The organism is Klenkia terrae (genome assembly GCF_900491935.1).
GTDB classification, from domain to species: Bacteria; Actinomycetota; Actinomycetes; order Mycobacteriales; family Geodermatophilaceae; genus Klenkia; species Klenkia terrae.
In genome coordinates, this window is the sequence record NZ_UEXK01000001.1 from 1 (window position 1) to 5820 (window position 5820).

Below are 5820 nucleotides of genomic sequence, written 5' to 3' on the forward strand. Positions count from 1 at the left end.
CCCGTAGCCGGCCCGGCTGCAGGGGCCCGCGGCGCGCGGAGCGTGTCGCGGGGGGCAGTCGGGTCCTTCTAGAAGCCGCCGCCACCGAAGTCGCCACCGAAGTCGCCACCGCCGAAGTCCCCGCCGCCGCCGTCCCCACCACCGAAGCCGCCGCCGAACCCGCCACCCAGGCCGCCGAACAGGATGTTGCCCAGCGCGGCACCGGCGATCCCGCCGACGACGGCGTCGCCCATGCCGCCGCCCCGCCGGCCGTAGCCGCGGCCGTACCCGCCGCCGCCGTAGCCGCCCTGGTCGTGGTCGCTGTAGGCGCGGACGTCCTGCTGGGCCAGGGTCATGGCCTCCTGCCCCAGCTGCTGGGCGCGCTGGGCCTCGCGCAGCGCGGAGACCGGGTCCTTGGCCGCGGCCAGCCGGTTCGCCTCGTCCAGGTGCCGGTCGGCCTCGGCCAGCCGCGTCCGCGCCGCGGCCCGGACCGCGCCGCGGCGGGTGGCGACGTAGTCGGCGGTCGCGTCCACCGCGCTGGCGGCGGCGTTGAGCGCCTGACCCAGGTGGGCGAGGGCGCGCTCCTGCTGCTGCCGGGCGTCCCGGGCGGGCTCCAGCGCGGACTCGAGCGCCTGGTCGGCGTCGTCCAGCGCCCGGGTGACCGCCAGCGGGTCGGGCAGGTCGCCGTCGGCCGGCGGGCGACCCGCGGTGGCCAGGGCCGACTCGGCCCGGGCGAGCTGCTCACGCAGCCCGGGGGTGTCCACCCCGCGGTCCAGCAGCACCTTGGCCTCGGCGATGTCCCGCTCGGTCTCCTCCCGGACGGCGGTGAAGCGCTCGGGCGCGGACGCCAGCTCGGCCTGCAGCTTGTCGACGGCGGCCAGCAACCGGTCGGCCTGGGCGAGGGCGTCCTCGGCGGCCCGCACCGCGGGCACCGCACCCGCCGGGCGCCCGGCGGCCAGCTCCTCGCGGCCGTGCTGCAGGGCCTGCCCGGCCACCTGGACGCGCTGCTCGGCCTCGCCGGTGTTGTCGGCGACGGCGCGCCAGGTCGACGGGGCGTACCGCGCCTGCAGGTCGGCGAGGACCTGCGCGGTCGGGGCGATCCGGCCCTGCACGCGCGCGATCTGGGGGTCGAGCCGGTCCAGGGCGCCGGGGGCGTCCTCCTCCAGGTGCCGCAGCTCGCGGTGCGCCGCGGCCTGCTGGTCCAGCCGGGCCCGCGCCGAGCCGGTGAGCGCCAGCAGCTCGGCGAGCATGCGGCGCTGGGTGGGCTCGTCCTCGGGGATGTCGTCGTCGAGCTCCTGCCGGATCTGGAACGCCTGACCCAGCTCGGTCCGGGACTCCTGCAGCGCCGCCGCGGACTCGGTGACCGACCCGGGGCCGTACTGGGCGCGGGCGTAGTCGACGTCGAGCTGGCTGGTCTTGATCGCCTCGTCGAGGGACAGCAGCTCGGCGCTGGCCCGGTAGTGCAGGTCCTGGGTGGCGGTGCCGTGGTGCGGGTCGCGCGCGGCCTCCTCGGCGGCGGCGATCTCCGCGGCCCGGGCCTGCGAGGCCGCGACGGCCTTCTTCTTCCGGCGGTTGCGGACCACCGCGTACCCACCGGCGCCGAGGACGGCGACCCCGAGCAGACCGCCCAGTGCGTAGGTCCCGGTGTCGCTGGGCTGCAGCTCCTGGGCGAAGGTGGTCGCCGCGGTGGCCCACTGCTGGTCCGACAGCAGCGGCTCGACGTCGTTCGTCACGATGGAGGCGACGTCCGCGTCGACCGCGGAGCCGGCACCGTACCCGACGCGCGAGGTGTCCACGGCGACCGCCAGCAGCACGTCGTTGCCGCCCAGCCCGCCGTCGGTGAAGGCCTGCTCGGTCCACTCACCCGGCCTCAGGTCGTCGAAGCTGTCGACGTAGACGACGTACGCCGTGATCCCGTCCTCACTCTGCAGCTGGTCCAGCGCGTCGGTGACCGTGCCCTCCTCGCTGCCGGAGAGCACGTCCGCGCTGTCGGTCAGCTGGTCGGTCGGCGCGAACGGCTCCTCGGCGGAGGCCATCCCGGCCCCGGTGAAGGCGAGGGTCAGGCCGAGGGCGGAACCGGCGAGCAGACGGGACGCGAGACGCATGACCCGATGGTCCCAGGTCCGGCGGGGGACCCGGCTGGCCCGGCCCCCTAGAGGCGGCCGCCGCCGCTGCGCCGACCGCCGCTGGACCGACCGCCGCCTCCCGAGCGCCGTCCGGAGGACGACGACCGGCTCGACGACGAGCGGCTCGAGGACCGGCTGGAGGAGCCCCGGTAGGAGGAGGTAGGTGGCGTTGGCCAGGATCCCGCCGACCTTGGCTGCGGCCAGGATCACCGTGGCCGGGCGCTCCCGGTCGAAGAACGCCTCCACCGCGGTGCGGTCGCGCAGGTCCACCTCCGCCGAGGTCGCAGTCACCAGGTCGGTGAACCCCTCGGCCTGCAGGTGGGCCAGCACCGCACCACCCACGAGGCCCCGGTGCCCCGCCACGTACGTCCGTGCCCCTCGGTCCAGCGGTGCCACCATCTCGTCCTCTCCTCGGTCCGGCAGGACGCTACCGGTCGACCGGGGTGCTGGCGGGTGCCCGCACCGTCTCCCCGACCGCCGCCACGACCGTGTCCACGACGTCCTCGTGGGCGAATCCGGCAGGCGGTACCGCCGCCTGGGTCAGCAACTCCTCCACGCGGCCGGGGCTGGTCAGCAGCTCGCGCAGCGCAGCGACCAGCTCGCCCTCGGCCAGCGGATCCACGACGACCACCGCCGCTCCGCTCCGGGCGAGCTCGGCCGCGGCGCCGTCGTGCACGGAGAGCAGGGCCGGGCGGCCGCTGGTCACGGCCTCGAACCCGGCCAGGGAGCGGTAGTCACCGGTGGTGGGGCACACGACGACGTGGCAGCCGGCATAGTGCGCCCAGATGTCGTCGTAGTCGACCGGGCCGTGCAGGCGGACCTGCGACGCGATGCCCAGGTCGTCGGCGGCGCGGCGCACGTCACCGACCAGCGGGCCGCCGCCGACGACGTCCAGGCGCCAGGGCCGCGCTGCCGGGCCCAGCTCGGCCAGCGCGCGGACCAGCGGCAGGATCCCCTTCCGCTCCGACACGGAGTTGAGGAACAGCAGCCGGACGACGTCGTCGACCGGCGGGGCAGGAGCAGGTCCACCGGGCGGCGCGGACGTGAGGTACGGGCTGACCCGGACCCGGTCCGCCGGCACCCCCAGGTCCTCGATCACGTAGCGGGCGCCCTCGGCGTTGCTGACGAGGACCACGTGCGCCGACCCGGCGGCCCAGCTCTTCACCTGCAGTGCCCGACCCGATGACGGGGCGCCGCGGAAGCGCGGGTCGTTCTCGATCAACAGGAGGACCCGGGCGCGGCGCAGTCGGGCCACCGCCATGCCCAGCAGCGACGTCGTCGTGAACTCGATGCACACCGCCACGTCGGGCCGGGTGCGCCACAGCCGCCACAGCGACACCGGCGAGGGCAGCGGAGCCATCGGCGCCTCCTCCTGGCGACGGCTCGGCAGGCGCAGCCACCACGAGCGCAGGACCGGGCGGAGGGGGACGTCGGGGTAGCGCTCGGCATCCATCGAGTGGTCGACCGGCACGACGGTGCCCGGCAGTGCGGCCGCCACCCCCGCCAGGAGGGGCCGGAAGTACATGAGGTCACCGCGGTACCCGTAGGACCGGGAGAACCAGACCACCCGGGGCCGATGACCCCTTCGCCGCCCCGTCAGCCCTCGCGCTCGGGCATCCCGCCCCATCTGTTCCTCCTCGTGCCGGGCCCCCGGCACCGGGGAGTCTCCCGGACGGACGACCGCCCGGGGCAGCGCCTCCCCCTGAACGGGTGATGTCGCGGGTCAGAAAGCCATTCGGAGCGGCTCTGCGCCCCTACTCTGACGCCGATCGTCCCGGCTGGTCGGGACCGAGCTCATGAGGGGTGGGCACGTGACCCGATCGGCGTTGATCACGGGTATCACCGGCCAGGACGGCTCGTACCTGGCCGAGCTGCTGCTGGGCAAGGGCTACGAGGTGCACGGCATCGTCCGCCGCTCCTCCTCCTTCAACACCGAGCGGCTGGACGGGATCTACCAGGACCCCCACACCTCAGGCCGCAACCTGTACCTGCACCACGGCGACCTCACCGACGGCGTCACCCTCATCAACCTGCTCCACGAGGTGAACCCCGACGAGGTCTACAACCTCGGCGCCCAGTCCCACGTCCGCGTCAGCTTCGACCAGCCCGTGTTCACCGGCGACGTCACCGGCATCGCCGCCATGCGCCTGCTCGAAGCCGTGCGCGCGGCGAAGGTCCGCACCCGCATCTACCAGGCGTCGTCCTCGGAGATGTTCGGTGCCACCCCGCCCCCCCAGGACGAGAACACCCCCTCTCTCTTACACACATCTGACGCTGCCGACGACCCCCCCCCCTTACTCCTCGTCCCCTCCACAGGTCGTGGATGGTGGAGACGTCCAGCAGCTTGCGGGGGGTGCCGTCGGGCTTGGTGGTGTCGAAGACCAGTTCCCCGGTGTAGCCGACGGTGTCGGCGACGAGCTGGGCGAGCTCGGCGATGGGCAGGTCCTCCCCCACCCCGATGTTGACCGGCGCGCCGTCGTCGTAGTGCTCCAGCAGGTGCACGCACGCCCGCGCCAGGTCGCTCACGTGCAGGAACTCCCGGCGCGGGGTACCGGTGCCCCACACGGTGACGGTGGGGTCACCGTCGATGCGGGCGTTCTCGAACCGGCGGATCAGCCCGGGCAGCACATGGGAGCCCTCGGGGGAGAAGTTGTCCCCGGGGCCGTACAGGTTGGTGGGCATCGCCGAGATGTAGTGCAGCCCGTACTGGCGGCGCAGGGCCTGCACCTGCAGCACCCCGGCGATCTTGGCGATCGCGTAGGCGTCGTTGGTCGGCTCCAGCAACCCGGTCAGCAGCGAGTCCTCGCGGATGGGCTGCTCGGCGAACTTGGGGTAGATGCAGGAGGAACCCAGGAACAGCAACTTCGAGGTGCCCGTGGCCGCGGCGGCGTCCAGGACGTTGGTCTGGATCCGGATGTTGTCGGAGAAGAAGTCTGCCGGGTAGGTGGCGTTGGCCAGGATCCCGCCGACCTTGGCTGCGGCCAGGATCACCGTGGCCGGGCGCTCCCGGTCGAAGAACGCCTCCACCGCGGTGCGGTCGCGCAGGTCCACCTCCGCCGAGGTCGCGGTCACCAGGTCGGTGAACCCCTCGGCCTGCAGGTGGGCCAGCACCGCACCGCCCACGAGGCCCCGGTGCCCCGCCACGTACGTCCGTGCCCCTCGGTCCAACGGTGCGACGCTCATCTCGTTCCCCCATGTGGGTGTTGCTGGCTAGGGTCGTGCCTCAACTCGACCTGATCCCATCAGGTCCGGAACGTGCATGGGGGACATGTGGCGAAGTCGGCATTGATCACGGGTATCACCGGCCAGGACGGCTCCTACCTGGCCGAGCTGCTGCTGGGCAAGGGCTACGAGGTGCACGGCATCGTCCGCCGCTCCTCCTCCTTCAACACCGAGCGGCTGGACGGGATCTACCAGGACCCCCACACCTCGGGCCGGAACCTGTACCTGCACCACGGCGACCTCACCGACGGCGTCACCCTCATCAACCTGCTCCACGAGGTCAACCCCGACGAGGTCTACAACCTCGGCGCCCAGTCCCACGTCCGCGTCAGCTTCGACCAGCCCGTGTTCACCGGCGACGTCACCGGCATCGCCGCCATGCGCCTGCTCGAAGCCGTCCGCGCCGCCAAGGTCCGCACCCGCATCTACCAGGCCTCCTCCTCGGAGATGTTCGGCGCCACCCCGCCCCCCCAGGACGAGAACACCCCCTTCT

At 73.6% G+C, this 5820-nt stretch carries 4 protein-coding genes and 1 pseudogene; 2 read left to right on the plus strand and 3 right to left on the minus strand.

From position 1 onward, the window contains the following. Nucleotides 1–68: 68 nt before the first annotated feature. Nucleotides 69–2504, minus strand: coding sequence for a TPM domain-containing protein (locus LFA75_RS23740; RefSeq protein WP_263639337.1), 2436 nt, complete (start codon nucleotides 2502–2504; stop codon nucleotides 69–71). 28 nt (nucleotides 2505–2532) lie between these two features. Next, nucleotides 2533–3672, minus strand: a complete 1140-nt coding sequence (locus LFA75_RS00010) for a glycosyltransferase family 4 protein (protein ID WP_225231734.1) — start codon at nucleotides 3670–3672, stop codon at nucleotides 2533–2535. 229 nt (nucleotides 3673–3901) lie between these two features. Between LFA75_RS00010 and LFA75_RS24250 the strand changes: the two genes are divergently transcribed. Next, on the plus strand, nucleotides 3902–4570 hold the full coding sequence (locus LFA75_RS24250; RefSeq protein WP_455428445.1) for a GDP-mannose 4,6-dehydratase: 669 nt from the start codon (nucleotides 3902–3904) through the stop codon (nucleotides 4568–4570). Here the strand turns inward: LFA75_RS24250 and LFA75_RS00020 are convergent. Continuing rightward, a pseudogene (locus tag LFA75_RS00020) lies at nucleotides 4509–5288 on the minus strand (GDP-L-fucose synthase family protein); the annotation flags it as partial. The gene LFA75_RS24250 and the pseudogene LFA75_RS00020 overlap by 62 nt on opposite strands. Nucleotides 5289–5390: 102 nt before the next feature. Between LFA75_RS00020 and LFA75_RS00025 the strand changes: the two are divergent. Further along, nucleotides 5391–5820 (plus strand): GDP-mannose 4,6-dehydratase (locus LFA75_RS00025; RefSeq protein ID WP_263639339.1); only part of this gene is annotated, 430 nt, incomplete at its 3' end.